At 43.5% G+C, this 26243-nt stretch carries 27 protein-coding genes; 15 read left to right on the forward strand and 12 right to left on the reverse strand.

Annotation, left to right across the window (positions count from 1 at the left end):
- Positions 1 to 513 precede the first annotated feature (513 nt).
- The 4 genes from G7Y45_RS16130 to G7Y45_RS16145 all read right to left on the reverse strand — a co-directional run bounded on the left by G7Y45_RS16130 (position 514) and on the right by G7Y45_RS16145 (position 3272).
- Positions 514 to 921, reverse strand: coding sequence for a pyridoxamine 5'-phosphate oxidase family protein (locus G7Y45_RS16130; protein ID WP_005807284.1), 408 nt, complete (start codon positions 919 to 921; stop codon positions 514 to 516).
- Between the two features lie 209 nt (positions 922 to 1130).
- On the reverse strand, positions 1131 to 1952 hold the full coding sequence (locus G7Y45_RS16135) for a helix-turn-helix domain-containing protein (protein WP_165015835.1): 822 nt from the start codon (positions 1950 to 1952) through the stop codon (positions 1131 to 1133).
- 42 nt (positions 1953 to 1994) lie between these two features.
- Positions 1995 to 2360 carry a VOC family protein gene (locus G7Y45_RS16140; RefSeq protein WP_032539947.1) on the reverse strand — a complete coding sequence of 122 codons (366 nt, stop codon included), beginning with the start codon at positions 2358 to 2360 and terminating at the stop codon, positions 1995 to 1997.
- A gap of 105 nt (positions 2361 to 2465) precedes the next feature.
- Positions 2466 to 3272 (reverse strand): helix-turn-helix domain-containing protein, encoded by an 807-nt coding sequence (locus G7Y45_RS16145; protein ID WP_165015832.1) that lies wholly within the window; start codon positions 3270 to 3272, stop codon positions 2466 to 2468.
- Positions 3273 to 3421: 149 nt separating this feature from the next.
- Here G7Y45_RS16145 and G7Y45_RS16150 point away from each other — a divergent pair, with 149 nt between their 5' ends.
- The 5 genes from G7Y45_RS16150 (at position 3422) to G7Y45_RS16170 (ending at position 7526) form a co-directional block, all read left to right on the forward strand.
- Positions 3422 to 4369, forward strand: coding sequence for a GyrI-like domain-containing protein (locus tag G7Y45_RS16150; protein ID WP_032541704.1), 948 nt, complete (start codon positions 3422 to 3424; stop codon positions 4367 to 4369).
- A 355-nt stretch (positions 4370 to 4724) separates the two neighbouring features.
- On the forward strand, positions 4725 to 5564 hold the full coding sequence (locus G7Y45_RS16155; protein ID WP_005780101.1) for a formamidopyrimidine-DNA glycosylase: 840 nt from the start codon (positions 4725 to 4727) through the stop codon (positions 5562 to 5564).
- Between the two features lie 43 nt (positions 5565 to 5607).
- Positions 5608 to 6201 carry a type 1 glutamine amidotransferase family protein gene (locus G7Y45_RS16160; protein WP_032542496.1) on the forward strand — a complete coding sequence of 198 codons (594 nt, stop codon included), beginning with the start codon at positions 5608 to 5610 and terminating at the stop codon, positions 6199 to 6201.
- Positions 6202 to 6230: 29 nt separating this feature from the next.
- Complete coding sequence (locus G7Y45_RS16165) at positions 6231 to 6962, forward strand: alpha/beta hydrolase (protein WP_005807303.1); 732 nt, start codon at positions 6231 to 6233, stop codon at positions 6960 to 6962.
- Positions 6963 to 7040: 78 nt separating this feature from the next.
- Positions 7041 to 7526, forward strand: coding sequence for a DUF2867 domain-containing protein (locus tag G7Y45_RS16170; RefSeq protein WP_165015829.1), 486 nt, complete (start codon positions 7041 to 7043; stop codon positions 7524 to 7526).
- A gap of 24 nt (positions 7527 to 7550) precedes the next feature.
- Here the strand turns inward: G7Y45_RS16170 and G7Y45_RS16175 are convergent, their stop codons facing one another.
- Positions 7551 to 7943, reverse strand: a complete 393-nt coding sequence (locus tag G7Y45_RS16175; protein ID WP_005780108.1) for a (deoxy)nucleoside triphosphate pyrophosphohydrolase — start codon at positions 7941 to 7943, stop codon at positions 7551 to 7553.
- A 29-nt stretch (positions 7944 to 7972) separates the two neighbouring features.
- On the opposite strand from G7Y45_RS16175, the gene G7Y45_RS16180 reads away from it, so the two are divergent.
- Positions 7973 to 10072, forward strand: coding sequence for an MrcB family domain-containing protein (locus tag G7Y45_RS16180; protein WP_022012422.1), 2100 nt, complete (start codon positions 7973 to 7975; stop codon positions 10070 to 10072).
- 16 nt (positions 10073 to 10088) lie between these two features.
- Entirely contained in the window at positions 10089 to 12317 is a 2229-nt protein-coding gene (locus tag G7Y45_RS16185) for a restriction endonuclease-like protein (RefSeq protein WP_165015826.1), read from the forward strand.
- 68 nt (positions 12318 to 12385) lie between these two features.
- Here the strand turns inward: G7Y45_RS16185 and G7Y45_RS19990 are convergent, their stop codons facing one another.
- Positions 12386 to 12571 (reverse strand): DUF1294 domain-containing protein, encoded by a 186-nt coding sequence (locus tag G7Y45_RS19990; protein ID WP_241158985.1) that lies wholly within the window; start codon positions 12569 to 12571, stop codon positions 12386 to 12388.
- A 91-nt stretch (positions 12572 to 12662) separates the two neighbouring features.
- Here G7Y45_RS19990 and rlmF point away from each other — a divergent pair, with 91 nt between their 5' ends.
- Together rlmF and G7Y45_RS16200 are read left to right on the forward strand one after the other, a co-directional pair.
- The gene (gene rlmF / locus G7Y45_RS16195; protein WP_165015822.1) at positions 12663 to 13571 is read left to right on the forward strand and encodes a 23S rRNA (adenine(1618)-N(6))-methyltransferase RlmF; all 909 of its coding nucleotides are present in this window, start codon (positions 12663 to 12665) and stop codon (positions 13569 to 13571) included.
- A gap of 279 nt (positions 13572 to 13850) precedes the next feature.
- The gene (locus tag G7Y45_RS16200; protein ID WP_005820910.1) at positions 13851 to 14003 is read left to right on the forward strand and encodes a hypothetical protein; all 153 of its coding nucleotides are present in this window, start codon (positions 13851 to 13853) and stop codon (positions 14001 to 14003) included.
- Positions 14004 to 14013: 10 nt separating this feature from the next.
- On the opposite strand, the gene G7Y45_RS16205 is transcribed toward G7Y45_RS16200, so the two are convergent.
- The 4 genes from G7Y45_RS16205 to G7Y45_RS16220 all read right to left on the reverse strand — a co-directional run bounded on the left by G7Y45_RS16205 (position 14014) and on the right by G7Y45_RS16220 (position 20539).
- Positions 14014 to 17679 (reverse strand): ATP-binding protein, encoded by a 3666-nt coding sequence (locus G7Y45_RS16205; protein ID WP_101603303.1) that lies wholly within the window; start codon positions 17677 to 17679, stop codon positions 14014 to 14016.
- Positions 17663 to 18223: a hypothetical protein gene (locus tag G7Y45_RS16210; protein ID WP_101604336.1), complete on the reverse strand. Its 561-nt coding sequence runs from the start codon at positions 18221 to 18223 to the stop codon at positions 17663 to 17665. Before G7Y45_RS16210 ends, G7Y45_RS16205 begins: the two co-directional genes overlap by 17 nt.
- A 138-nt stretch (positions 18224 to 18361) precedes the next feature.
- Positions 18362 to 19576 (reverse strand): hypothetical protein, encoded by a 1215-nt coding sequence (locus G7Y45_RS16215; RefSeq protein ID WP_005780125.1) that lies wholly within the window; start codon positions 19574 to 19576, stop codon positions 18362 to 18364.
- Between the two features lie 30 nt (positions 19577 to 19606).
- Entirely contained in the window at positions 19607 to 20539 is a 933-nt protein-coding gene (locus G7Y45_RS16220; RefSeq protein WP_005807317.1) for a DMT family transporter, read from the reverse strand.
- An 84-nt stretch (positions 20540 to 20623) separates the two neighbouring features.
- Here G7Y45_RS16220 and G7Y45_RS16225 point away from each other — a divergent pair, with 84 nt between their 5' ends.
- From G7Y45_RS16225 to G7Y45_RS16250, 6 genes are all read left to right on the forward strand, one after another.
- Positions 20624 to 20920: a nitrous oxide-stimulated promoter family protein gene (locus tag G7Y45_RS16225; RefSeq protein ID WP_005780129.1), complete on the forward strand. Its 297-nt coding sequence runs from the start codon at positions 20624 to 20626 to the stop codon at positions 20918 to 20920.
- 81 nt (positions 20921 to 21001) lie between these two features.
- On the forward strand, positions 21002 to 22132 hold the full coding sequence (locus G7Y45_RS16230; protein ID WP_165015820.1) for an ATP-binding protein: 1131 nt from the start codon (positions 21002 to 21004) through the stop codon (positions 22130 to 22132).
- Between the two features lie 192 nt (positions 22133 to 22324).
- Positions 22325 to 22462, forward strand: a complete 138-nt coding sequence (locus G7Y45_RS16235; protein WP_005807324.1) for a hypothetical protein — start codon at positions 22325 to 22327, stop codon at positions 22460 to 22462.
- Positions 22463 to 22852: 390 nt separating this feature from the next.
- On the forward strand, positions 22853 to 23344 hold the full coding sequence (locus G7Y45_RS16240) for an accessory gene regulator B family protein (protein ID WP_005780134.1): 492 nt from the start codon (positions 22853 to 22855) through the stop codon (positions 23342 to 23344).
- A 14-nt stretch (positions 23345 to 23358) separates the two neighbouring features.
- Positions 23359 to 24099, forward strand: coding sequence for an SDR family oxidoreductase (locus G7Y45_RS16245; RefSeq protein WP_032535797.1), 741 nt, complete (start codon positions 23359 to 23361; stop codon positions 24097 to 24099).
- Between the two features lie 47 nt (positions 24100 to 24146).
- Positions 24147 to 24416 carry a zinc ribbon domain-containing protein gene (locus G7Y45_RS16250; protein ID WP_005807327.1) on the forward strand — a complete coding sequence of 90 codons (270 nt, stop codon included), beginning with the start codon at positions 24147 to 24149 and terminating at the stop codon, positions 24414 to 24416.
- Between the two features lie 192 nt (positions 24417 to 24608).
- On the opposite strand, the gene G7Y45_RS16255 is transcribed toward G7Y45_RS16250, so the two are convergent.
- Both G7Y45_RS16255 and G7Y45_RS16260 read right to left on the reverse strand, forming a co-directional pair.
- Positions 24609 to 24872, reverse strand: a complete 264-nt coding sequence (locus tag G7Y45_RS16255; protein WP_005780139.1) for a GNAT family N-acetyltransferase — start codon at positions 24870 to 24872, stop codon at positions 24609 to 24611.
- 34 nt (positions 24873 to 24906) lie between these two features.
- Positions 24907 to 26232 (reverse strand): TIGR01777 family oxidoreductase, encoded by a 1326-nt coding sequence (locus G7Y45_RS16260; RefSeq protein WP_165015817.1) that lies wholly within the window; start codon positions 26230 to 26232, stop codon positions 24907 to 24909.
- Positions 26233 to 26243: the final 11 nt, after the last annotated feature.

The following is a 26243-nucleotide window of genomic DNA, read 5'->3' on the forward strand; positions in this document are numbered from 1 at the left end:
CACTTAATCGAATTGTTAGTACTGGTCAGTAAAACTAAGGATGTATCTTTTGTCATCAGGCAAAAAGAGGAAACACAGGGAAATACGGTTGAAACATATTCCATCACTTTACTAAAAGATATCCATGTGAACCGAACAAACTACGCGATTCTATTGAATGTGCCCGATACACGGTTATAGCCTATTGAGAGCCGGCCATAGACTTGGGAAAATACATATAACTCGAAAAAAATACATTTTTTTTGCTCACTCCTGAACAAAATTGATTTCTTCTGCGTTTATAATTATGCAAATCGGCCTGAAGCGCTTTATGCCTATGGGAATATCCATAATAGTCGCACCGTATGCCTCCCCGGCATAGACAGGTAAGATTGCATAGTAGTTTTGTCGTGTTTTATTTTGTGTTTGTGTTGTGACGGTGCTGCGATGTGAATCGAAGTACCGTTTTTTTTGTACCTACCTCTCAGAAGCTAAAAGATTTACCATAAAAGAAGCAGAATACAGAGTAACGGGTTAAATGTTCCGATGGACGAATTGTCCGTCGATCCAGAACGTGGCATGCTCAGAACGGAACTTCAGTAAAACGTATTCCGGATCAGTCGGTCCCTTTGGAAAATGGGCGATAAACCAGTCTTGCCAATACTTCTGTTTGAGTCCGGCATCCGTCACTACCTCCACTTCACCCGTCAGGGCAACGCTATTCCCTTGTTCGTAGAAACAAAGACCCGCTTTCGGGTTGCTCCGGAAATCTTTCGTTTTCACAGAATGTTCTCCGGTTGCCATCCAAATCTCAGAAATACCTTCCGAAGCAATCTTGCTCAAAGGGACAGGGCGGGGATATCCCTCTTGATTGACTGAACTGAGTATTACCGTTTCACAACCTTGCAGCAAATCTACTGCTCTTTCGTTTAATGATTTCATTGTATATGATATTTAGATTGATAATCCCTGCAAATATAAGCTTGCCCACCTACCCCGGCGTTGTAAAAAAACGACTTTTGCAGAATAAGAAGCAGACTAAATTTCTTACAGACATAGTTTATTTTACGCTCGCGATACAATGCCTGTACCCGAAACCAAATCCGAAACGCTTTTTTAAAGGAGATTTCCTTTATCACCCAACCGATATTTTATTTCTCAATATACGTCAGCAGCCCCTCTTGCGGTAAGGTCGGAGAAAGGAATGATTCTGCCGTACCGCCGGACAGTGTCTTAACCTCTTTCAGGAAGTGCGAAACATCGTAATATCCGGCATTCACCGCTACCGAGAGCAGGTTATTTGCCTCCGTCGTACTTTTCAGCAGATCGATCGCCTGCCTGAACTTCACAATCCGACTGTATTCTTTAGGGGTAAATCCGGTAAACAGCTTGAACCGCCGTTCCAGATGCCGTTGACACAAACAGGCATCTTCTGCCAGCAAACGGATCTCCCGCTGACCGTGGTACAAATGAATGTGGTTTACCGCAAAAACAATCTGTTTGTCCACTACATCGTGCTTGTACATCGACCGCACCAATACTGTCTCAATACACTGAATCCTGCTCCGCAAATCCGGAAGCTCGTAGAGTCGCTCTGTAAACGAATTATCGAACAGCTTGATTCCCAAGTCGGCACTGCCGATCCGCTGACCGGCCAACTCCTGCACGGGCAAGTCCATGAATCGGAATAATCCGCAAGGATGAAAACGAATACCAACCATGTGAACCGTTTCGGTATACGCAACCAACTCCGAATAACGTTTCATCGGTCCCACGAAAAACGAACGGCAAGACGGCATGATCCGTCCTTCGTTGCCTACCGGTTGTGTTATCCCGCCCAAAGCGAAAATCAAATCGGTACACCCGTCCGGCAGGACGTTGATACGCATCCCATACTCAGGACTTCCTTTGAACTCCCAGATTTTATCGACGTAAGGAGCCAGCAGTCCACAAGGTTGATATTCTCTATACATACTTCAATTTCGGGCAAATATAGTGAGAATCACTCACACCTGCTATTTATCCGAATACAAACCGATATGGTTTCCTTCGCTATCGGCAAAAACAGCGAAATGTCCCCTGCCTTCAGCGTCGATCTTCGTCTCGGGGATAATGACTTTCCCGCCTTTCTGCAAGACACATTCCAGCGACTTGCCGATCTCTTCGCAATAGAAGTGAATCAATGTTCCCCGCTCCGAAGGCAGGAAATCGGGTGCCCACGACACCGCTCCCACCGCTTCGCCCTGCTCCATGAAGCAGGCCATCTTCTCCTCTTCATACTCCGAGACCGCCAATTTGATGTCCAACACTGTTTCATAAAATCCTACCGCCCGGTGGAAATCTGCCGCCGGAATCTCAAAAAACGCAATAAACTTTTCCATTTTCTTTATATTAATAAGATGAATACTGTATGCCGGAAGTCACGTCTCCCAAGCACACCGCAAAAGTAGGGCAATGCACCCGCCCCGGATAGTAAAAAACAGACATCATTCCTCCACGGAAAAATAATCGGAATAAGGAGCGCAAACAGCTAAGTATTCCGCCGGAGTATATCCCGAGAAGAGTTTGAACTCCTTAATCATGTGCGATTGGTCGAAAAAGCCACATTCGTAGGCCAGTTGCGCAAACGAAATGCCCGGCTGGCATTGCAGGGTGTACAACGCCCGCTGCATCCGCACAATGCGCAGAAACTCCTTGGGAGTAGCGCCTACATACTCCGCAAACACCCGCCCAAACTGCTTATTGCTCAGGCAGGCTACGTCCGCCAGTTGTGCCGTACGGATGTACGGATGGAGGGTTACCGCCTCCAAAGCGGTCGAAACCCGCTTCATGTTGTATTCGGAAAAAGCGTAGAGACGGCTTAACAGAAACTTTTCTATCAGGCGGATGCACGCCGCCTGATCCGGCATATCGGCTACCCGCCTGCCCAGATCAACCAGCTGAGGATCGTCCGTCTCTTCGGTATTTACATTCATCCCACGAAACTCGCTAACAGGCATGTGAAGGAAAGCTTTTGCGGCAAAGGGCTGAAAAACGACTACGATCATCTCCAGCATCCCCGTAGACTCGACATCGGAATAGCCGAACGCCTGCCCGCTGATGAAAGAAGAGGGTTGCAACCGGCCTTCGGTCAGCGAAAGCAGTTGCCGCCCCCGGTGAAAGACCATCTGGACGCACCCCACGGGCAGCGTCCGTTCGGATACCGGCGCAAGCGCATCGTCGCTCAATACCCAGTAATGCCGGACATAAGGGACAAGTGCCGCACCAGGTTTTATGATTCTGAATGATTGCATAGACTACAAATATATTGTTTTTTAGATCATCACGGCAAAGATAAGGTACGGGAAAAAGAAGGGATAGGAAAAAAGAGACAAAGAAAAGCAAGAATGGACAAACGCAGCTGATATTTAGAACGTACTTTTGTCCACCAAAACAAACAGGCATGAATATACAAGAAAGAAGCAGGATAGAATATCATTCCAGGATTAATAGGGTGATGGATTTCATCGACCGGAACCTGGAGCAACCGATCGAACTGAAAGACATCGCTGCCGTTGCCAACTTTTCACCCTTTCATTTCCACCGGATATTTACCTTTCTGATAGGTGAAACACCGACCGACTACATCCAGCGTCTCAGGGTAGAGAAGGCAGCATGGAAATTACAGAAAGATCCCTTCCCGTCCATCACCGAGATTGCTTACAGCTGCGGTTTCGGCAGTACATCCCTGTTCTGCCGGACCTTCAAAAAGTATTTCGGCATCACCCCTACCCAGTTCAGCCGAACGGATAAGCCGGTCTATGTATTCGAAGGAAACCTATTTAGCAAGAACGGGCAAGCGATCCGCAAGAATATGACACACAGTGCAGTGGCAAATTTCGACCTTTGCGGTGTAAAACTAAAACAACTATATTTTATGGAATCAATTGTAGAAGTAAAAGAAATGCCGGAAATGAAAGCGATCTATTGCCGCCACATCGGCCCGTTCCACCTGATTGGCCAGGCTTACGCAAAATTGGGACAATGGGCAACACCCAGGGGATTGTACACGCCTAATGTTACTAAAACCGCTACCGTCACACACGACGATCCTTCGATCACCGATGAAGACAAAATCAGGCAAAGTGCCTGCATCATTGTCGACAAAGAGGTGAAGGTAGAAGGCGAAATCGGTAAGATGACGATTCCGGGCGGTCAGTATGCAGTCGGGCATTTCGAACTTGGAATGGACGAGTTTCAGAAGGCATGGAACACCATGTGCCATTGGTTCACCGAAAGCGGCTACCAGCAAGGAGATGGATGTGCGTATGAATTGTACCACAACGACTACACCACCCATCCGCAAAAGAAACACATTGTTGACATCTGCATACCGGTAAAACCATTATAGATCAAAAGAAAGGTATGGAAGACTACCTTAAAGTAGAATTTAAGAGTTTAGTATCTTATTAGATTGAAACCACTTTAAGGATAATTCCCTTGTTTAAATATGAATATATTAAGTACCAATGCATATTTAGTTATCAATATCAATTTGAGTATAATATTAAAGACCAATAAATTATACTTCTAATAGATTCAGCTAATCCTGATTAACTACTTAATAATATTAGATGAAAGCAAGGGAATTAGTATGTTTCGACTTACAGCGTTATAAGTAACGCTGCCTTATTTTCCTATTATATTCTCTTTTTTTAAAAGAATCGTATCTTTGTGCATCTATAAACCTTTTAATCCTTTCGCCCATGATAGAAGCTCCCGAAGCTCGCCTGCTGTGCGAGCAACTGAACAAAACCGTATGCGGCAAACGAATCACGGATGTATTCGCCCAATATACACCACATAAATTTGCCTGGTTTTATGGTAAACCGGAAGAGTGTGCCGAACGCCTGGTTGGCAAGACCATTGACAAAGCCTGCCCACAAGGCGGAATGGTCGAACTAACGGCTGGAGACACGATGTTGGTTTTGACAGACGGGGTCAATCTTCGTTATTTCGAACCGGGAGCGAAGTTACCCTCCAAACATCAACTGCTGGTGGCATTCGATGACGAAAGTTGCCTGTTAGCATCTGTACGGATGTACGGAGCACTGTTGTGCTTTACCCGAGGGCATTTTGACGCACCATTGGCCGCCTATTACGAAACGGCCAGAACAAAGCCACAAGTGATGTCGGACGCCTTTGACAAGGAGTACTTTCTTGGATTGGTAAATGCGCCGGATGCACAGAAGAAATCGGCAAAAGCTTTTCTGGCCACGGAACAGACAATTCCCGGACTGGGCAACGGAGTATTGCAAGACATCCTGTACCATGCGCATATCCATCCAAAAACAAAGATCGACAAACTGGGCGCAGAGGAAAAGGAGAAAATGTACGAACAAGTGAAAGAGACACTACAAGATATCTACCGCCTGGGCGGACGAAGCACCGAAACTGATTTGTTTGGAGTTCCCGGGCAATATGTAGCCTCCCTGTCAAAAAATACAGCGGGACATGCGTGCCCCAAATGTGGTGAAACCATTGTGAAAGAGAACTATCTGGGAGGAAGCATTTATTATTGCAGGGGATGCCAGGTAATGAAATAAGCCCCTCACAGTCACTATTCAATTATAAAAACAAAAAAAAACAATGAAACAAGAAGTATTATTTATCATTCTCAACGAGTATGCCGATTGGGAAAGTGCTTTCGTAGCAGCGTCCCTTCATTCCGGACTAATGCCGGGCAGTGAAATCAAGTACGTAGTCAAAACAGTAGCCCCCACTTTGGATCCGGTCTGCTCTTTGGGTGGTTTCCGTACTCTGCCGGACTACAGTTTCGACAACCTTCCTTCCGATTATGCTGCCTTGGTCCTAATTGGTGGTATGCAATGGCAGTCTCCTGAAGCAGAACGTGTATTCCCCATCGTCCAGGATGCTTTTGAAAAAGGGAAAGTGATTGGCGGTATCTGCAACGCTGCTTCATTTCTGTGCGCCCATGGCTTCCTAAACAATGTTAAGCATACCGGAAACACCCTTGCCGTGCTCAAACAGTGGGGCGGAGAACGATATACCAACGAAGATGGTTACCTGGAAAAGCAAGCTGTCGGTGATAAGAACATAGTTACGGCAAACGGTACCGGTTATCTGGAATTCACCCGTGAGTTGCTATTAGCATTGAAAGCCGATACGGAGGAAAAGATCGAAGCATTTTATGATTTCAGTAAGAATGGACTTGTGAGATAGCAACATGTTCATCAAGCATACGGGACAACATGAAAAAAGGATTCACCATACTGCTTCTTTTACTCTCATTGGCAGAAGTGTACGCACAAACAGAATTCACAACCAGCCTGTTTGATTCAAGACGTAACCGGATAGTGCCGGTAGCTGTTTACCGGCCAAAAAAAGAAAGCGCCAGGACCGGAGTCATTATATTCAACCATGGATATGACGGAAACAAGAACGATAAATCGAACCAGAGTTATTCATATCTGACTCGTTTTTTGGCAGAAAAAGGATATTATGTGATAAGTATCCAACATGAATTGTCCGATGATCCTCTTTTGGCTATGGAAGGAAATTTTATGGAAACCCGTATGCCTAACTGGAAAAGAGGAGAAGAAAATATTCTCTTTACAATCCGGGAGTTTAAGAAGCTAAAACCGAACCTGCAATGGGAGAAACTTTGTGTGATAGGTCATTCAAACGGAGGCGATATAACCATGCTCACCGCAACAAATCATCCGGAACTGATAATGAAAGCTATCTCAATGGACCACCGGAGAATGATAATCCCAAGAACACAAAAGCCACGGATATACACGTTGAGAGGATGTGATTATGATGCTGATCCGGGTGTACTCCCAACCAGCGAGGAGCAACAGAAATTTCGAATAGAAGTTGTGCGACTGGATGGAGTTACACACAGTAACATGGGAGAAAACGGATCGGCAGAACAACACGATCTTATTAACCGACACATATATATGTTCTTAAATAACTAATTAATTTTCATGATATTATATAATACGCCATGACGTACCATGATACAATAAAACCCATAATCATAAGAAATCAGATCTATGAAGCAACAAGAAACTAATCCAGACAGCCTAATTGAGAACTATCTTCCGGCAGATTATTATGACTCCTTTTCAAAAGAGTTGCATAATAAGAATGCAATCTCCACTGACGAGTTTGCAGATATAGCTTTTAACCAACTACCCTTCTGGATTATCCGGCTTCTAAAAGTAAGAAATAGTATAGTCAAGCCTCTCGGACTCAATACAAACAAACGAATCACGGATATGGAGTGTGAAAGAAATCAACACGAAATAATCTTTGGCATGTCCGATAAACACTTGACTTTCTACGTATCCCTTTGGTGTAAGGTTTCCGAAACCAACAGCCAAACTTTACGAATCACCACGATAGTCAAATACCACAACCGTTTGGGAAAACTCTACTTTTTCGTGATTCGTCCTTTCCATAAAGTTATTATTCGATCATTATTGGAGAGAGTAGGAAAAAGGTATAAACTTATATCTCTGGAGAGAGAAGCGTCTTGATATCATGTAATTAAACATACTTTTTTATTGTTCCGAAATCTTTTTTACTACCGGTTTATCCGCTTCCGCCCAGTCCAATGTTACCATCTCCCCAGGAGAGAGCCACTGTGCAGCAATATGTTCTTTCAATACATATTGCTCCCCGATAGGATGACATAGAAAAGCGTGCATCGTAATTTCGAAATCAGGATAGATGTGATGGACTGTCAAAAGCTTTTCTCCCACTTCGATAGTATAATCCATTTCTTCCATAATTTCTCTTTGAAGTGCTTCCTGCAAAGATTCACCTTTCTCCACTTTTCCACCCGGAAATTCGTACCTGAAAGAAGTATATGAAAATTTAGTCCGTCCCCGTTGTACACAAAGATATTTTCCTCCAGATCTGATAACGGCTGCTACGACTTCTATACTTTTCATAATGACTGCGGTATTGGGTTTCGAAGATAATGGATGCAAAAGTAATAAAAGAATGTGGGAAAGGAGGAAATAAATATTCAGAAAAGCATATTTATAATGCTCGGTACATTTTTGTAAGACATATTTGTTACTGCAAAGAATTTTATGTAGATTTGTGGGATAACAATATGAACACTATGGATTTTAATAAAGTCACAAAAGAAGCTGTAATACAAGCTTTACAAGATATCAAGAAAAATGGCATTCCTAAAAATGCACACTCTTCTACTTATGACATTTTATATAAAGGCAAAAGATTTCCACCTAAACTGGTGATGGAATATGCATATCAGCATTCTACTGGAACACAAATAACCAGAAAAGATTTTGAAGGAGGAGAAAAAACACCATGTTTTAATAGATTGAAAGAATTAGGATTTACTATAGTTCTTAAAGATAAAAATTCAAACTTCTATGATATACTGATTAAGTTTATTGAACAAGCTAAGACTAAAAATCAAAAGTATAAGGACTACCCTAAAGAGTTTCTGGGACTGAATGTAAGTGTTAGTTTTGGCATAGGTGGACCTTCAAAAACTCCATGGATTTCTTTTTTATACAATGGACAAAAGACCCAACATGGTATATACCCTGTATACTTATATTACAAAGAATATAATACACTTTTTTTAGCGTATGGTGTAAGTGAAACCACTCCGCCAAATATAGAGTGGAAGTTTAACACTACTCCTGAAACAATTTCCAATTTCTTTGAAGAAAAAGGAATAAAACCTAAACGATATGGAAATTCATATGTATTTAAGGATTATGATATTAACAATTTAAATCCTTCTACAATCAATAAAGATTTATTTGAGATCATCGAATATTATAAAAATTTAATGGTTTCATATACAGAAACATCAACTAATACTAATGAAATGCAGAACCCTAATATAAATATAGATTATCAGGCTATTCCGGCTAATCTAAGACAATTTGTCACTGCTATCAAATCGAAACCATTCATACTGTTAGCTGGCATTTCAGGAACAGGAAAATCTCGTATTGTCCGCCAATTAGCTTATGCCACTAGTGGAGAAAGCCCGGAAAAAGTTCAAAAGCCATACAATTACGAAATGATATCTGTGCGTCCTAATTGGCATGATTCCACGGAATTGTTAGGATACATAACTCGGGTTTCCGGCAGTCCGGAGTATATAGTAACTGATTTCCTAAGGTTTATAGCCAAAGCTTGGTTCTACGAAGAAGTTCCATTCTTCCTTTGTTTGGATGAAATGAACCTAGCACCTATAGAACAATATTTTGCTGAGTATCTTAGCGTTGTTGAAAGTCGAAAATTGAGAAATAACAAAATCGTTACAGATCCAATAGTACCTCCATTGACAACTTGGGATAAAGCAGATCAGAAAACACTTGTTTCTGACCAAATACTTAAGGAATTATTTCATGATTTTTGGACGAATGAAGGTTGGAATGATTCTGCAGTAGCTACCCGAATTGAAAAACTGAAAAAGCAATTCAAAAATACAGGTATTTCTATTCCTCAGAATCTGATTGTTATGGGAACTGTTAATATGGATGAAACGACTTATAGTTTTAGTCGCAAGGTGCTAGATCGTGCAATGACTATTGAAATGAATCATGTAGACTTAGATAGTGGTCTCAGCAAAGCACAAGATAATATTACTCCTATCCCAGCTAAGGCACTTTTACCCGAAGCTGTTGAGGGATATGATGTTTATGAACAGAATCCAGAAATATGTAAATCTATTATCAAATATCTGCAACAAATCAATGATAAATTAGAAGGTAGTCCATTCAAAATAGCTTACCGTACACGCAATGAATTCCTTATTTATGTTTTAGCAAATTTACCATATCAAAGTAAAGATACTCAGGAACAGTGCATCACTCGTTCGCTCGATGAAATGACCTGCATGAAAATATTGAGCCGAATCGAAGGAGACAAAAACAAAGTTGGTACAGTATTGGATGACTTACATGCCATAATTCAAAAGAGAATCGAAGCTGGTGGGATTAGTTCTGAGAAATCTATCGCCCTTGATAAAATCCGAAGAATGAAAAATAAGTTGGAAACAGCCTATTACTGCGACTTTTGGAGCTAATCACTAACAAAAAGTTATGGAGGAACTACTCAAACTGAATCATCCGGACTATGAATTAATGGTCTATTGTCCTTCTTATGATAAAGTATTTAAGAAGGCACAAACTTGCATGCGAGTGAGGCAGAATGATGAAGCTCTTTACTCTATTTACACGTGGGATAAAGATGCATCAGCCCAAATCAATGGAGAGCAATTAATACAAGAAAAGAAGCACCGTTCTATCTTTTTTGAGAATACGGATTATCAATTCTGGATCAGTTTTAAAAGAATAGATATAGAAGATGCTTGGATCAACACACCTTTAAAAAATATTCAAGATAATTTTATGTTTAACCAAAATAATCAGATACTATTTGGGCATCTCAACTATGGTAACGATATTGGTAGAGCTGAATTTAATCTCGATTATAAACTGAAGAATGGGGAAGTAAAGCATTCAAATCTTTGTTATGATGTACTCTCAATCAAATTAGACTATCATAAAGACCTAAAAAAGATTATAGACGATATTGAGAAAGAATATCGAATGCTGTCTATTGACTTTCTGCGAAAGACATACTACACTTTTGATATAGATGCAACGGGTGAAACACCAGATATTATCTGGTGGAATCTATTTAAAGATATTCAAACGGACTTCATACAAGCCGTAAAAAGCATTGTAGACCGACCTCGTAATCGACTGATACAAGAAGAAATCTATCTTCGAGCTGACAAACTGAAACGATTAACTCCGCAGCTGGAAATACAACTGACTGAACATTGTAAAAATCCTGCGCACTTATACCGTACCGAACGCCCTATTGCCAGCATAGATACAATGGAAAATCGTTTTCTGAAGTACTGTATTATCTTTATTACCGAAAAGTTCTCAGACTTAAAATACAGAATCTTTAATAGCTACAAGCAATTGACAGATAAATACATTGCTGATCTGAATCAACAGCAGGAAGAATTACAACGATTAGTTCACCACCCATTTTTCAGAACAGTAGGTGAATTTCGCGGATTCGCACAAGAATCTTTGATACTAAAACAAGCTACTGGATATTCGGAAGTTTATCATGATTGGATCATATTAAGTTGTGGATATGATCTGAAAGAAGGAGCTAATAAGCTAGAGTTAAAGGACATAGCTAAATTATATGAAATATGGTGTTTCATTGAACTCAAGAATATTGTTAAAGAATTATTAGGAAACGAAGTCGAGACGAATTATTCTAAACGACCTGAAAAGAAGTTCATTACCCAATTGGGAAAAGGGAAATTATCTAGAGTCATTTTCTCTAAGCACAACATTGAGTTAGCAGAAATTTGTTATAATCCTAAAAGTAATGTTGGGAAAGAACAACAGTCAACAATTATTCCGTGTACAACCTCATATACAGTCCCACAACAACCAGATATTATCTTACAACTGGCAAGACGAGATATCAAACAGGGTATTAAACTCACCTATTTATTCGATGCAAAATATAGAATAGGGGATACTGAAGATAATGTAGACACTCCACCAGATGATGCAATCAATCAGATGCACCGTTATCGAGATGCGATATACTACATAGATGAACATACAAAACAGCTAAAGAAAGAAGTTATTGGTGGCTATATCTTATTTCCCGGAAATGGTGAAGACAGTGCTGTTGAAGAAATGAATTTCTATAAATCTATTGAAAAAGTAAACATTGGTGCTTTTCCTTTACGTCCACAGGATAATGAAAGTAAAGAATTGCTTAGAGGTTTTCTTAAAAGATTGATTTGGGAGTATCCAACCTATCAGATCTTAGAACAAACTTTTACTCACAAAGAAACAATGCTTACCTTTAATCAACCTGGAAGTGTTTTATTAGTTCCTATTGCAAAAAGCCGACCCTATTTCAAAGATTTCAATGAACGTAATAAAGAGATCCATTATTACTTTGGCAAAATCAAAATGGGAGGTGTATATGAACGTTTGAATTTCCAAAAATACGACTATTTTATTCCAGTAATTGAAGGAAAAATCAGGGATGTCTATCGTATTGAATATGCATCAGTTAGACATCGGAACGACATTCCTAGAATAGAGATAAAAGACACTGTGAATCTTTCTGATTTTAGAATTTATATGAAACTCACTTCTCCCTCTTATTTAACGGGTGCAAAACGATTAGTTCCTATACATTATTCAAAGGTTGATTATAAATGTTTTTTTAAAGAATATAATTCAATAACGGAAGTGATAAATCTTATAACTGAATAGATATAGGCAAATACCAATAATATACCGCCATCCCCACCTGCAATACCCCAATTACCGGTATACCATACTTAAATTTTATGCCGAAACGTATACATCCCTGCCCATGCACCTAACGAACCTCCCGCTACGGCTATTCCCAGCAGGTGGACTTCGGGAGTACGCCATCGTTTTCGGGATGCGTTCCGTTTATCGATACCGTACATAACAAAAGAAACGGTGTTCACGATTACCAGATATAAGATAAGTAACTTCAACGGTTGGCTCTTTTTTAATTCGCCGGCAAAGATACGCATTTTTAATCAAGCCCGATTTGTCGGCCGAAAGATTCTCTGTATCTTTGCCCGCATGGCAGAGAGAAACGAATTACATAAAAGGAACAAGCATAACGGACAGTACGATTTTTCAAGACTGATGGAAGAGTATCCCCCGTTGAAGAAGTTCGTTGCACCGAACGCATACGGGACGACAAGTATCGATTTCTTTAATCCGCAGGCGGTGAAGGCACTCAACAAAGCCTTGTTGATAAGCTGTTACGGCATACGATACTGGGATATTCCTAAGAATTACCTGTGTCCGCCCATTCCGGGAAGAGCAGACTATATCCATTACATAGCGGATTTGATTCAACCCGAAAACCCGATACAGACAGAAGCAGCTACAAAAGCCACTCACCCATGCAGGTGTCTTGATATCGGTGTAGGTGCCAACTGTATCTACCCCATTATCGGACAAACAGAATATGGATGGACCTTCGTCGGTTCCGATATTGACCCTATCTCCATCGATAATGCACGAAAGATCGCGACTTGCAACCCGGCACTGGCCCATAAAATAGAACTCCGGCTGCAACGGGACAGCCGAAAGATATTTGAAGGGATCATTGCTCCGGATGAATACTTCGATGTAACCATCTGTAATCCTCCTTTCCACAGTTCCAGAGAAGAAGCTGAAGACGGGACGCTGCGTAAACTCAGTAGCCTAAAGGGGAGAAAAATAACCAAAGCCCGGCTCAACTTCGGAGGCAATGCCAACGAACTCTGGTGCGAAGGTGGAGAACTTCGCTTTCTGCTGACCATGATCGAAGAGAGCCGAAACTACCGAAAGAATTGCGGATGGTTCACCAGCCTGGTATCGAAAGAAAAGAACCTGGGTAAACTGACCGCCAAACTCAAATCAGTCGGTATATCTGAACATAGGATTATCGAGATGCATCAAGGTACTAAAACCAGCCGGATTTTGGCATGGAGATTCTGAGAAAGATATAGTTACTAAATTAGCAAGTATCTACTCAAATCTTTCAAGGAGGCGGCCTTAATAAAAGATCATCCGCAATGCAGAGATATCATTGAGGTTAAACAGTTTATCACTCCAAACAAACAAATTCCGGAAAGCGTGTTTTAACACTGTATTAAAACTTGTTTTCTACAAACAAAAGACTTGTCCTTTAACTGTGAAAAAGAAGTCCTTTGTTTGCAAACAATCAGAATCATTCATTCCGAGTTAACACTGTTAATAGGAAAACGATACATTATTATGAACATATTAATCCTTAGCAATGCTGACAGTTGCCGCAGCCGGATCGCACAGGCTCTTCTTTCCTCGCTTGGAAAAGGTATGAAAATATATTCTGAAGGAGCAGTTGCTCCCGCGATGTACTTGCGGAGCCAACGACTTTTGCAGATGTGAGTGAGGGAAATTACTCCCTCACCTCTTGCTTTATCAGCCGTGTCACGCTTGTAATATTTCGCTTGTCTTTATTCAGGATATAAGTATATTTGTAATCGCTTGCCCGGTAAGAAGTAGGCGAACTATTCACCAGGATAATATTCCGGTTATTGGCAAAGTCCAAAATACCTTTAATATTATTGGGATGCAGTTTTCCGATCTCGTCCATCATGCAGTGCAGCTTGAAATCGTTGAACTGGTGCGATGCCTTTTCCTTGAACACATTCAGCAACATGATGTTAATCATGGCCTTCACCAGAATATCCGTTCCGTCGGAACCTACATTTGCCAGTTTCTCCACCCATCCGCTGTCATTATCGTTCTCCACAATGCGAAACTGAAGTTCGAAAGTATCAGAAAGCGTCAGTTCCTTTTCCTTGTTCAGTGCCAGTTCTTTCACCAGCGACTGCAATAAACTTACCGCCTGCCGATTCTGTTCCACAAGCTCCTCCTGACCGAACAGGCTAAACATGCCCAGAGCACCCGGTTGATTCCGGTCGCAAAACTCTTTGATGGTAACAAAATGTTGCATGATACGATTGCCACTGGGCACAATCTGTAAGGCAATGCTTTTGATGACCCCGGCGAAATTGCGTTCCACAAAGTCACTGTTGATGTCGTTGATAGTTTTGCGAATCAACCCTTCTTTTGAAAGCATATCCGCCGTCTCTTTCCCGATCCGGTGAATCAAGTCGGTATATGCTTCATTCGAACGACGTTCAAAGTCAATGATCTTATCATTATCAATGAACTCTTTGAGATCGGCAGCAAAGGTCATAAACTCATCGCGCTTTGTAAGACGTGTACGGAAGTTGAACGTATTCTGTTCGGAGAAGTTACCCGTAAAGCGGCCGACCGCTTCCCGGAAGTCCTTCTCTTGTTCAATCTGCCGATAATGATTCTGTGTCAGCTCCTCTATCACTTTTTTGCAACGCTTCACACTCTCTGCTTCCACTCCCGTTTGCAGTACAGGCGGACAAATATTGAGTGTTTTGAAGTTCTCAGTCTCCCGGATATCCTCTTCTAAATGCTTCAGGCGGGTATTTGTCTCAACTAATTGCTTGTTCAGTCCCGTTACTTTCTGATTCAGTTCTTCTTCCTTCAAGCGGAACTTCTCTTTCTCACCGTCCAGTTCTTTCTCGGCCAACTGCTTTCCATTTCTGAATTCGTCCATACGGTCGAAGAACTCCCGCTTATCCTTTTCGTAATCGTAAACCAGACGGCGGTGCTGCTCGATAAACGCCAACTCCTGTTCCGTGCGGGCCACTTCATTACGCAGGGCAGTGATACGTTCCGTATCCACCCCTTTTCCGGAAAGTTCATGCAACAGGTCCTTATCCATTGTCTCCAGCAGTTCATCGGTTTTCTTCTTTTCAGAAGCAATGGACTGATGAATCTCCTCCTGCTTGTTACGGATCAGAGTGTCTTCTTCCTGCATTCTCTGGTTACGTTCCTTCTCTTTCTGGCGGATTCGGGTTTCAAGTAAGTGATTGAACTGTTCCAGTTCCGCCGCTGACTCCTGCAAACTGTGTGTAGCCTCAGCCAACTGTTTTTCCAACTGTTCCAGCAATATACGTTTCTCTTCGCCTGCCTTCTGCTCCAGCATGATTTCATCTGCTTTCAGAACCTGAATACGCTTGTCATTCTGTTCCATACAGTAAGCGGACCGAGCCATCTCTTCCTTATAAGTATTAAGGACAGTCTGGTGTTTCTTCCGGATGACAGCCAGCTCTTTCTCTTTTTCCTCTATCGACTTCTCAAGATTCTGCTGCCATTCATGTATCTCCTTACGGATTGCTTCCTGCTCTACGGCATACTCCTGCACACTTTTCACTTCTTTCCGGATAGCCGAAAGATCGAGTTTGATGCCATAGAAAGAGTCTTGTCCGGTATCCGGAACAGATTGGGGATTGAGTTCCTTACTGAATAAAACAAGTTTTTCGTCTACCACCTTACCAATGGTATTCTCCCATCCCGGACAATTTCGGCTCAACCATTCATAGAGTGATCCCTGACAGTTATCAAGTAACCGGTCTATCTCCGCCACTTTTTCTCTACCAACCGCAATCTGCTGCTCTATTTCCTTCTGACGAACGCCCGACTGTTGCTCACAGGCAGCCTGATCCAGTTCCCATTGCCGACGTACCAGCCCCATTTGTTGTTCTGCCTCTTTCAGCTTCAACCGGTATTCGTGATTCTCCTTTTCCAATGCAACGCGTTCCGTCCGGCAGGCCTGTAACTCTTCTTCATGGAAAGTCCGGTGCAGGCACTTCTCCCGTTCCATCTTCAACTGATAGATGCCCTCTTTTTTCTTTTCTGTCTGCTCTCGCAGGAGGGTCAACTTCCCTACCTCATGCTCACGCACCTCTTTCAATATTTTATCGTACTCCTTTCGTACAGCCTCCTTACGTTCGATAGCACGTAAATGGAGCGTATTCAGCTCAGCATTTTTACCGTTACGGAAACGTTCAAAGGCACTGGAAGCCTGTTCCTTCAGTAGCTTATACTGGCTGTTGATGTCGTCAAAGCGGGCAGTCAACATGGTCAGCTGCTCCTCCAACATCTGTTTGTGGAGTATGGCTTCGGGCTCCGCATTCACCCGGTCGCACACATTATAAATATCCTGCGACTCATACCGTTCCTTTCGTTCACGCGCAGTTTTCAAGTTCTCGTTCTGTACCCTGACAAGCCCCAGCAAACGGTCGCGCTCACTCTGGAATTTCCCGGAAAGTTCCTCAAGCTGGTGTTTCTCTTTTGCCAACTCTTTCAACAGTTCCTCTTTCTTCTGTTGCAGTGAAGGGAGCAGTTCCTGTGCCATCCGGAAAGTATAATTCAGTTCCCCAGCCAGCGTACGCGCCTGTTGCTCCAGATAATGCATTTCCCTATAAAGCTCAATTACCCGGTCAGCCTGCCGGCGAACAGTAACCTCGCCGTTCTTGTTCTTCCTGAACCACTTGCTGATATCGGTCACCTCTTCATCGAACCGTCGCAGATGATGGGCATATTGCCCCAGATCGATACGCACATCTTCTTCGTTCAGTGACATGATGATGGTTTGCTTGATAAACTCAGCATCGAGCTTTGAATTCAGGAAAACATTCTGAATGGTACGCGGTATATTCTGGTACTGACGGCTCTCGGTAATGGCAAACTTCCGTAACTCCGGAGGAAGCCCCCGGTTGTTGCCGAAAATGATGTCACGATACTCCTCATACGTCTCTACGCGACGGCTCTTATAGACAAAGCTGCCAAGGGCATCGCGTATCTGATCCCACTCTTCGTAAGCCTTTCCTTCGGGAGAAATAAAATATTCTTTTTTGTAACCCGTTCCCAGAAAACGGAAACAAACTCTCCCCTGGGAGCGAAAAGCCAACACACAATACGATGCATCGTCTACGGTCACTTCATAAATAATATATGAATTGAGGTACGGAAAGTAATATTCGTCAAAGCTCTTTTTCTCTTTTGATATGCCCAGCTTCGTCTTGTCGGCATTGTAAAAGAAAAGCAGCGCACGTAACGCCGTACTCTTCCCCACCCCCTGTGTACCGATAAAGTGGACATTGCCGTCTATCTGTATTTCGGCATATTGTATACGGGCACTATTGATGAAAACAATTTTATTCAGGTATCTCATTCTGTATTTCTTCTGATATGTTAATACAAGCGACCAACTCTTCCAGATAGCCGAAAGCCGCTACTACTTTATAGGTGGAAGTGATCTCGTTCTCCAATTCAATGAAGCCGTCACGTTTCAAGTCATTCACTATTTTATCGATCATCTCTTCGTGCTTCTCCCGTCCGACAAGTTTCTTCAATCCGGCGAGTTTCTCTTTCAGTTCCAGGTCGGTACCTACTTTTACGACCATATCGGCCGGCTGGAAACGGAATCCGGATGAAAAAGCCGCATCGTAGGTTTTAATGAAATCAAGCACATCAATCCAGCGGGTGGCAATCTCTAACTTACGCTCCAGATCGACTTTATTTTCCCGACGGGAGAAATAATAATATTCATTCCCGCTCTCAAGGATAAAGTTGATGGCGGCAAAGAAATCGTACAACTCCGACTGATTATCTTCGATCACCGCATAGAGTTGGCGGATATTGGGATTGGTACTGTCGGAAGAGATGAATCCTCCTTTACTCAGTATTTCAAATATTTCAGCAGTTTGTTTAATCATTACTATAATGGTTATGGGTTCGGGTTCACCACCGAGGAGACAGTGGACACAGAGAATATCTTTCTCTTAAACATCCTGATAAACAAAAGATTAAAACTCTGTGTCCTCTGTGTCCTCGGTGGTGAATCGTATTCGTTTCTAAACTATTTCGCCTGTCCTTTCCGAATAAATCAGTGCATATTCCACCCCACCCATTCTGCCATAATCACCGGTGATACGGAGTTCTTCGTAAAACTGGGATACAATCTGGCAGTAGAACGTTATCCGCTCATCAAAAGAAACCTCTTGTGCGAAAGGATAGGCAGCCACAAACGAAAACAAATCTTCTTCAGCCTGCATAAACCGCTTCTTCACTTCCTCCAGATTGATATAAGCCTCTTCCGATATATGGGTCTCAAGAGAGTCTTCGGCAATACTGCCGGCCACATTCCGGGTCAGGATGGCACGCTTGCCGATCATGGTTATCACTTTACGGATGCTCTCCAACACTTCATCATCATTACGAAGATATTCTACGGAAAGACGTAACGGATAAGCCGGTGCAGGTTCGAACCAGACACTGTCTTTCTGCATCAACACCTCGCAGATATTGGTTCGTTCCTCCAGTTCGAACTGATCTTTCAGGTATTTCAGCTGCCGGATCTTAACCCGGATCTTGTTCTGATACTCTATTTTGTTCAGATAGCTGATAATCTGCTTTTGTATCTCGATCAGGTTGTGGAAACATTCATTGAGCTGTATCCGTACGTTTGCCACCACAAGCCCCAGTTCCTCGTCCGGTATCCGCCGGAAGAAGCGGTCTTCTTCATTGGCAAGAAGCTCCTCGCTCACTTTTATCAATGCCTCGATATCCCGCCGTTTCTCGTCCAGGCGAACCAGTTTTTTCTTCTTGATCTGATAGTTCGGCTCATTCTTGAAAGTGCTGTCGATGTTACGCTTCAGGTCGATCACATTGCGCAAGGTAGTCAGGGCGATATTACGTAATATCCGCTTGATGGTACGCAGATAGGTAGTTTTCCGTTTCTCGTGGTTTTCTTGCTGATAATAGGAGATAGTATCTTTGAGATAACTGATATGCTCGTTGACAAACGAAGTGTTGATCTCTTCATTCACTTCGAGTACCTGCTCGAAGAAATGCAGATAAATATCCTCCATCTCAAGAAACGAACCATTCTCACGAAGCACTCCGTGATCGATCAGGCTCTGTATACGTTGTAGTTTATATTCTGTCAGTTCCAGTGCATATTCCCGCCGGAAGGATTGCTGTTTCCGCTTGCTGAACATCTGTTTCAGCAGGAGCTGTTCTCGGCTCATCATCTTCAGCAACTCGTCGATAGAGTGAAATGTAGTCATGTATAACGGCTATAAGCTTTTCAGGATTCCTTATCTTATCAGTTTTTTCTTCATTCCCCGGGCTAACTCTTCCTTGATAAAAGTCATCAATGGCTTACCCACTACAATAAACATGACCGCTACCAGAATCATCAGAATGCCAAGCATTAATCTGGGAGTCAGCCGTTCGCCAAAAATCATCACCCCGAAGAAAAGTGCCGTCACCGGCTCCAATGCTCCCAAAATGGCAGTAGGCGTAGAGCCGATGCTATGAATGGAAACAGCCGTACATACCAATGATATGACGGTAGGCAAGAAAGCCATGGCAAGAATATTGCCCCAGGCAGGAAACGAAGGAACAGCCTGAAGATCCGCGCAGAAATTCAGGCGGACTATATAAATGGAAAGACCGAACAACAGCGCGTAAAAAGTCAGCTTGGCCGTAGACATCAACTTCAGCGTGGAATGGTTGACACCGACTATATAGACAGCGTAAGACAGTGAGGAAAGGATAACGAGCAACATGCCGACCAGACTCAGTGTTTCGCCTCCCTCCCCTTTGTAAAGCAGTCCGATGCCGGAAAGGGCAAGCAGAATGCAAAAGACGGTCAGCAACGACACTTTTTCGTGGAAAAACAGGAACATGATAAGCGCCACCATCACCGGATAGACAAATAAGATGGTGGAAGCAATGCCTGCATCCATGTGCTTATAGCTCAGAAACAACAGCAGTGAAGAGGCAGAAAAAAGCAGTCCGCCTGCAACCAGAGGCAATATCTCGTTCCTTTTCAGGGCAAACGACTGTCCCTGCACTTTCATCAGAATCCCCAAAATAAGTACGGCAAACCCGTAACGATAGAACAATACAGAGTCCACCGACATTCCTTCTTTATAGAGCGGCAGTGTAAACAACGGATTCATGCCGTAAGTAGCAGCAGCCACAGCTCCGCAAACAAATCCTTTAGCCTTACTATTAATATTCATTATTATATTCAATTTTCGGGGTGCAAAGATACAGTTTTTTGGAGATGTTGGTTACTTTTGCGTCAATTCTAACAGAGATTAAAATTGAGCAAAAACCGTATTGATCAGGAAAAGAGAGTGGTAGAGCTGATGATCCGTCTTTACTGCCGTAAAAAAGAAAAGAATGTCACGCTTTGCCCCCAATGCGAAGAGTTGCTTCGCTATGCGCATGCCCGGCTGGACCGCTGCCCTTTTGGGGAGAAAAAGAAAGCATGCAAGCAATGCAGCGTACACTGCTACAAACCTGCCATGCGAGAACGGATGAAACAAGTAATGCGTTTCTCCGGTCCCCGAATGCTGATTTATGCACCTTGGGAAGCAATCAGGCATCTGTTTGGATAAGCAGGCACAGAGAAGAATATTATTATTATAATTGCATTATTACTTTATAATAATTATCTTTGCTTATTAAAGTAACGAACCATGACTATCATCAGAAACCCCTTTATAACCAGTGGATATGTATCTTCCGATTATTTCTGTGACCGGGAGAAAGAGAGCGAAACCCTGATCCGGGAAGTAAGCAACGGAAACAATCTCGCCCTGATCTCTACCCGGAGAATGGGGAAAACCGGATTGATTCAGCATTGCTTCCGCGAAAGGAAAATCCGGAAGGACTACTATACCTTTTTTATAGATATATATGCCACCAAATCACTTCGTGACTTTGTATTCGCACTGAGCAAAGAGATTCTGGAAGAATTAAAACCTTCCGGCAAGAAAGCTTTGCAACTCTTCTGGAAAAGCGTCAAATCATTGCATACAAGCGTATCTTTCGACATCAACGGCACTCCTTCACTGAGTCTGGGACTGGGAGACATACAAGCTCCGGCAACAACGCTGGACGAAATTTTCCATTACCTGAACCATGCCGACAAGCCCTGCCTGGTAGCCATCGACGAGTTTCAGCAGATAGCCGGATATGCGGAGGATAATGTAGAAGCAACCTTGCGCACCTATGTCCAGCATTGCAGCAATGCCCATTTTATCTTTGCCGGAAGCCAGCGCCACATCATGGGAAATATGTTCCTCACCCCTTCGCGCCCATTCTATCAGAGTGTTTCCATGATGCATCTTGAAAGTATTCCTTTGGCAAAATACACTGCTTTCGCGCAACTGCACTTCGCCCAAGCAGGAAAAAGCATCACCAATGAAACGGTTGAAACCATCTACCGACGATTTGACGGCATCACCTGGTACATGCAGAAAGTGCTCCACACACTTTACGACATGACTCCCGCACAGGGAACCTGTGAAGTGAAGATGGTGGAGGAGGCCATCCGCCAAATCATCGACTCGTTCAAATTCACCTATTCTGAAATACTGTTCCGCATACCGGAAAAACAGAAAGAGTTACTAATCGCCATCACAAAAGAGGGAAAAGCGAAGGCCATTACTTCGGCAGCTTTTATCAAGAAGTACAAGCTATCCTCTTCCAGCTCCGTACAATCGGCTCTGAAAGGTCTGCTCGAAAAAGATTTCATCACTCAGGAGTTGGGAATATACCAGATATACGATCAATTTTTAGGTATCTGGCTAAAAGAGAACTATTAAGTCCTTCAAAAGCCAAACACTCCAAGAAAGAATTTCCAATAGATTTCTTTCAAAAAGACAGTAAAACCCCTTATCTGCCGACAGCCTCCATTTACAAAAAGAGACAAATAGAGAGATGGAGCGACAGATAATGAAAAAACATGCAAGGACAAGTCTTTATTCTCTCATAAAAATGCAATAAAAAGCAGATATATGCAGTCCCCCACTCTATCAGAGCCTTTGTTGACAGCAAAGAAAGGGTGCGTTAGTCCCAAACGGACGGTGCATTGGCTTCAAAGAGACGGTGCGTTCCTCTACGAGCAACGCCGCACGGGTAAAAAAGAAGAGTAAGATGGGCTGTTTACGAACTATCAGAGCCACCGTGCCGCACGAATCAAATCTACTAAAAGAAAGTAATCACACACAAAAAAGATCATTTACTAAGATCATAAAAACATATATCACACAATTTTCCAACAATATCCCAAATTCTCCATCACACTGCTTTACCTTAATCCTCCTACAAGCGTTTTTTCAGCCGCCACATCCTCCGGCATGAAACCAAGGCTGCCTGAGAGTGATAGAATATACAAAATGACATTTTATCGCCGCTACAATTTCCCCTCCTTTATTCTGCCAACCTTATAAAAACAGCATTTTAAAACGGAAGGTCGCATTTTAGAAAGATTTAATTATCTTTGTTGCCGCAAACCCAGTTATATTTCACCTTTTCGTAAGGAAATGATATACACAGCATCTTCCGCCGCCGACCAAACCGCCTGCTGGATTACAGGCATTGTTATTGCTGCCCTGATCTTTCTTTTTGTGAAGTTCGCGGCAAAAGGCAGCAAACCATTGGAGAAGATAATGCTGGCATCGGGCTGCGTAATCGTACTGCTGACTACACTCATCGTCAAGGTGCCGGCACCCGGCAGCTTCAACCCGGAAACCGGATTTTCGGAGAAAGAAAGAAGAAAAGACAGACGGATACTCATACGAATATTCTCGTCCATCGGGCTGACAGCCCTGTGGTTCATACCGATACGGAACACTGAATGGTTCGAAGCCCTGATTGAAAAACATATCTGGGTGACTCCCGCAATGCTGGCAGTGTTCCTACTCGCAGGATGGATCCTTACCGGACAACTGACCCGATGGTACACAAAAGAGCGCCGGACGGATAAACACACCGGACGGAAAAAACGTTCTTCTCAAAGAAACAGAACACCATAAAAGTAAATTCAAATATGAAACGAGCCGTTATCATAGGAGCTACTTCAGGCATTGGACGTGAAGTAGCCAAACAACTTCTCCTACAGGGCTGGCACCTCGGTATTGCAGGGCGCCGGCTTCCGTCACTCGAAGCTTTGCAGAGCAGCGCACCGGACCGCGTAGAAGTCGCCGCACTGGACGTTACCCAACCGGATGCAGCTCCCAAATTGAGTAACCTGATCAGGCGAGTCGGAGGTATGGATCTGTTTCTGCTGAGCTCCGGCATCGGTTATCAGAACATAGGGCTGAATCCGGACATCGAACTGGAAACTACCCGTACCAATGTGGAAGGGTTCACCCGTATGGTGGACACTGCTTTCAATTACTTCCGTGAGCACGGCAGCGGACAACTGGCTGTGATCAGTTCCGTTGCGGGGACAAAGGGATTGGGAGTGGCACCTGCCTACTCTGCCACAAAGCGTTTTCAGAACACCTATATCGACGCACTGGAACAGTTGGCATGTATGCAAAAACTGAACATCTGTTTTACGGACATCCGCCCGGGCTTTGTGTCTACCGACCTGCTGAACGACGGAAAACGTTATCCGCTATTGATGCAACCGGAAAAGGTAGCCCGGCAGATTGTACGGGCATTGCACCACCGGAAACGAGTGGCAGTGATCGACTGGCGCTATGCTGTCATTGTCTTTTTCTGGCGGATGATTCCGCGCTGGATATGGAAACGGCTGCCGATACGGACAGGAAAGACTATGTGACAAGAATATATATCCCTATTGAATAATTCATTAAAAACAAAGAAAGAATGGAACAGAAATTTTGCCAGAGCTGCGGTATGCCGCTTAGCCCGGAAGTATTGGGAACAGAAAAAGATGGTAGCAAGAACGAAGAATACTGCACCTATTGTTATGCCGACGGACATTTCACCGTGGATTGCACGATGGACGAAATGATCAACCATTGCGCACAGTTCGTTGACGAATTTAACAAGGATTCGGAAGTGAAAATGACGAAGGAAGAGGCCATTGCGAATATGAAGCAATTCTTCCCGATGCTGAAGAGATGGAAACAGTGAAACATAACTCAAACAGACATCTGTGACGCATAAACAAAGGAGAGTGTGTCAAAACTCACCACAGAGGGCACAGAGTAACACAGAGTGAATTTTAAGTCATCGATGATTAATATTCTAATCTGTGGCAATCTGTGTAATCCTCTGGTGAAAAGGCGTTTGACACATCTCCTGCTGTATCGGAAGAGGTACCGTTTATTCCACCGGATGCCGCTTCAGCCAGGCTACAGCATACGAACATGTCGCTTTCGGTTTCAGACCTTGTCCGGCAGCATATTTGTAGGTTGCTTCTACCAGAGCTGCCGCAATCCCCTTTCCTTCCAGAGGGGGAGGAACGATGGTATGCATAATGTCCAGCGTTCCATCTTCTACTTCATACTCCACAAAAGCAGTCATTCCATTCTTTTCCAGTTCAAAACGATTCCGCTCCGGGCGGTGAGTTACTTCATATTCTTCCATTTTCCAATCTCCTTTTTGTTTAGGTTAATATAGATTATTTAAAATTCTTCTCCCTCTGCTCCACCCAAATCAACTTATCCACATCATACCCCCTGCGGATGGCAGCATCCAGTAATTTCTTCTTTATCTCTTCCGGCAGAATGGGCGTACGGCTCAATATCCACAGATACTTGTCCGAACTGCTGCCGATCAGTACATAATTATACTCCTCCTGATCCAATTCCAAAACATAATAGTCTGAATAAAAGGACAGAAAAAAGGATACCTTCAGTTTGCCCGGTTGCGACGAATCGGGAACCTTTGCCCGTCCTTCCGCTGTTTTACAGACATCATACGGCTTTTTATGCTTACATCCCCGGTTCTCTACGCGAACGGTTCCGTCGGGCAGCAATGTGTAAGTTGCCGTCACCTCCGACAGTCCCCGCTCAAAGCGGTGGTCGAAACGGGCTATCTCGTACCATGTACCCATATAACGTTGCAGATCCAGTTCGTCCACCGTACTGTGGTCCGTGCCCTCAAAAAAGGCTTCGATGGTCGGTTTATCAAAGCGGAAACCTGCCTCGAGCAAGCGTGTGGGACGCACATTCTGCCCCGACGTTAAGAAGGAAGCCGCTTCACCATATTGCATCCGAAAAAACCAACGTGGTATCACCACCTTCATCCAGGCATGATAGCGCGCTGCCATCGCCCGGGTAAACGCATATTGTGAAACCTGTTGCGGAACCACCAGATTGAACACTCCGCTTAATACTTCGTGGTTGATGATGAACTCCATCGCACGGCAAAGATCCTGGATTCCAATCCAGGGAAAAGGCTGTGTGCCCGGAGCAATCACACCGGCTACCCGTGCTATCCGAAGCGGACGCAACATCTGCTCCATTGCCCCGCCATCGGGTGAGAGCACTATGCCAAAACGGGTGATAGCCAGCCTTGTCTGTGAAGGGCAACGGCGAGCCTCTTTCTCCCAGGCGTAGCAAAGTTCCGCCAGGAAACCGCTGCCGCGAGTATTGGTATATTCGTCAAACGTCCCATCTTCCGGATAATATCCTACGGCAGAGGCGGAAATCATTAACCGCGGCTTTGTCTTTACCGCATCCATGGCCCGGATGATGCGATGCGTCACCTTGATACGGCTGTCATAAAGCTCTTTCTTATACTCCGGCGTCCAGCGTTTACTGATGGGTGCTCCTGCCAGATTGATGACTACATCGCAATGCGACAAGGCCTGAATTAAATGTCCCGATGTACCTTCACGAAACATGGGTCTCCCCAGAGGGACTATCCGGTGCCCCCTTTCCGTAAGGTACTCTGTAAGATGCTTGCCTATGAAACCGGAGGCCCCGCTAATTGCTATATTCATCTGAATCTCCT

This window comes from Bacteroides sp. ZJ-18 (assembly GCF_011038705.2).
In the GTDB taxonomy this organism is placed as follows: domain Bacteria; phylum Bacteroidota; class Bacteroidia; order Bacteroidales; family Bacteroidaceae; genus Bacteroides; species Bacteroides hominis.